The following is a 3,243-nucleotide window of genomic DNA, read 5'->3' on the forward strand; positions in this document are numbered from 1 at the left end:
CCGCCGCAGCCCATCGTCTGAAGCCGGTTGATGCAGCCGTAGCCCCGGTTGTCGGTCAAGACGACCGTGAACGGCACCCGGCGCATCACCGCCGTCGCCAGTTCGCTGTTGGCCATCATGTAGCTGCCGTCGCCGACGAAGCAGATCACCTCGCGCTCAGGCGTGGCGAGCTTGATGCCCATGGCGCCTGCAACCTCGTAACCCATGCAGGAATAGCCGTATTCCATGTGATAGCCGCCCTGGCTGGGCTGCCACAAAAGCTTCAGCGCCCCGGGCATCGTGCCAGCCGCGCACATGGCGACCGCGTTCTCGCCCGTGGCGCGCTGGACCGCGCCGATCACCTGTCCATCGGTGGGCTTGGCGGCCTGATCGTCGGGACGCGCGCAATAGGCGTCGACGGCACGCAGCCAGTCTTCGCGCATGGCGGGGTCGAAGGTCGACGCCTTGTAATCCCCGAGCGCCTCGGAGAGTGCCTCGAGCGCAACCCTCGCATCGCCGACAAGGCTCGTCGCCCCGTGTTTCGCGGCGTCATAGCCATGCACGTTGATCGACACGAGCTTCGCGCCCTGCCCGAACAAGGTGCGCGAGCCGGTGGTGAAATCCTGCAACCGTGTGCCGACCCCGATCACCACGTCCGCGTTTTCCGAGATCGCATTGGCGGCGGCCGACCCGTCGACACCGGACGCGCCGAAGTTCATCGGATGGGCCTGCGCCAGCGACGACTTGCCCGCCTGCGTCTCGGCGACCGGAATGCCATGCTTCATCGCGAAATCGCCCAGCGTCGCTTCGGCCTGCGCATAGATCACGCCACCGCCCGCAATGATGACGGGATTCTTGGCGCCCCGGATGATCTCGGCCACCCGCGCCACCTCATCCGTATCCACGCCGGGGCGGCGGATGTGCCACACGCGCGGCTCGAAGAACGCTTCGGGCCAGTCATAGGCCTCGGTCTGCACGTCCTGACAGAACGCCAAGACCGCCGGGCCGCAGTTGGCCGGATCGGTCATCACGCGCAGCGCGCGGGGCAGCGCGGTCAGCAGGTGCTCGGGCCGCGTGATCCGGTCGTAATAGCGGCTCACCGGGCGGAAACAGTCGTTCGCTGACACCGTGCCGTCGTCGAAGTCCTCGACCTGTTGCAAGACCGGATCGGGGCGGCGATTGGCGAAGACATCGCCCGCCACGATCAACACCGGAAGGCGGTTCACATGGGCCAGCGCCGCCGCCGTCACAAGGTTCGTGGACCCCGGCCCGATGGACGACGTGACCGCATGGGCGCGCGTGCGTTTCTTCGCCTTGGCATAGGCGATGGCCGCATGACCCATCGTCTGTTCGTTCTGCCCGCGCCAGGTCGGGAACTCATCGCGGAACATATGAAGCGCCTCACCGATCCCCGCCACGTTGCCGTGTCCGAAAATGGCCCACATGCCCTCGATGAACCGTTCGAGTTTTTGCTCCCCTACCGCTTCGCTACTTGAGGGCGTTTGTTGCCCTACCGCTTCGCTACTTGAGGGCGTTTGCGGCGTCATCTGCACCGAGAGCCATTTCACCATCGCCTGTGCGGCGGTCAACCTGATCGTGCTCATCTCGTCCTCCTCACGCGGCGTTCAAACGGGCATTCGCCCGCGCGCCGTCCCAAACCTTGCAAAGCTTGGCGAAACGCTCGGCCATCTGGGCGACCGCCTCCGAATCGCTCATGTCGCCCTTCATCCACGCCCGCGCAGCATCGCCAAAAATCGTGCGCCCGACGGCGAAGCCCTTGACCAGCGGTTGCTTCGCGGCCAGCGCAAAGCTTTCGGCAAGCTCGGCCTCGGGCGCGTCCAGACCCAGCACCACGATCCCGCGGGTATGCTGGTCGTTCGCTTCGATCGCGGCCACGGCGTTGTCCCACGCGGCCTCCGTCTTGAACGGCTCCAGCTTCCACCAGTCGGGATAAACCCCCGCGTCGTAGAACTGCTGGATCAGCGTCGCGGTCGTGGTGTCATCCACGGGTCCGACCTTGGACGGGATCACCTCCAGCAGGAACTCGAGGCCGTTGCGCCGAGCGGCGGTGAACAGCGCCTTGACCCGGGTCTCTTGCAGCGCCCGCGTCTCGCCGTCGTCGTCCGGGTGGCAGAACACCAGAAGCTTCACGACGTTTTCCCGCGCCCATTCGCGCAGGCCGCCGAAGTCCGGCCCCAGCTCCGGCTCGAACGCGATGGGGCGCGAGCCGGGCAGTTCGGTCGGCCGCCCGATCCACAGGCCCGAGCCGGAGGCGGCATGAAGCGCTGCCCGCCCGATCCGGTTGTCGCACAGGATGCCGTAGCCCCCCTGCCCGCCCGACACGTCGAGCGCCGCCTTCAGGCACAGCTCCTTGAACGCCCCGCCTTTTTCAAGCGAATAGCCCTCCATCTCTTCCAACTGCATCCGGTGATCGAAGGCGAAGGTCCTGACGCTCGACCAATCGCCCTTGCGGTTGGTGGACCAGTGGATCTGCTCCAACGCTTCGTCGTTGCGCAGATCGGGCCGCACAACGCCGCGCTCCAGGAAGAACTGAAGCTCCGCCCAGGACGGATAAGCGGGCGTGCAGCCATGGCGGCTGACCGCGAAGGCCCCGCAGGCATTGGCGTATTTGAGCGCCGTGGGCCAATCCTCGCCATCGAGCCAGCCCTTCAGAAGGCCCGAGAAGAAGCCGTCGCCTGCCCCCAGCACGTTGAACACTTCGATCGGAAAGCCCGGCCCGGTCTGGCCCGCGTCCAGACTGTCCGGGATGTCGCCCTCGAACGCCACGGCCCCCGCCGCGCCGCGCTTGCACACCAGCGTCGCCCCCGACACCGCGCGCACCCGGCGCAGGGCGGCCAGGGTATCGGTCGTGCCGCCCGCGATGTGGAACTCTTCCTCGGTGCCTACGATCAGGTCGAAGGCATGCAGGGTCGACAGCAGTTTCTCGGTGACTTTTTCGCTGGCCACGAACCGGCTTTCCCCGTCGCCATGCCCCGCCACGCCCCACAGGTTCGGGCGATAGTCGATGTCCAGCGCGGTGCGCAGCCCCGCCTCCCGCGCGATCTTCAGCGCCTTGAGAACGGCGGCCTCGGTGCGCGGGTGCGACAGATGCGTGCCGGTCGCCACGACCGAACGGGCCGAGCGCACGAAGTCCGGGTCGATGTCATCCTCGCACAGCGCCATGTCCGCGCAGTTCTCGCGGTAGAAGATCAGCGGAAACTGTTCCTCGTCGCGGATACCGAGGATGACGAGCGCGGTCAGCCG

The 3,243-nt window shown here is 66.9% G+C and carries 2 protein-coding genes; both read right to left on the minus strand.

Annotation, left to right across the window (positions count from 1 at the left end):
• Nucleotides 1-1,583 (minus strand): 3D-(3,5/4)-trihydroxycyclohexane-1,2-dione acylhydrolase (decyclizing) (gene iolD / locus KJP28_RS19780; protein WP_218394104.1); only part of this gene is annotated, 1,583 nt, incomplete at its 3' end.
• Nucleotides 1,584-1,593: 10 nt separating this feature from the next.
• Nucleotides 1,594-3,243: 5-dehydro-2-deoxygluconokinase (gene iolC / locus KJP28_RS19785; protein ID WP_218394105.1), on the minus strand; the 1,650-nt coding region annotated here is incomplete at its 5' end.

It is taken from the genome of Maritimibacter dapengensis, assembly GCF_019218265.1.
Taxonomy (GTDB): Bacteria; Pseudomonadota; Alphaproteobacteria; order Rhodobacterales; family Rhodobacteraceae; genus Maritimibacter; species Maritimibacter dapengensis.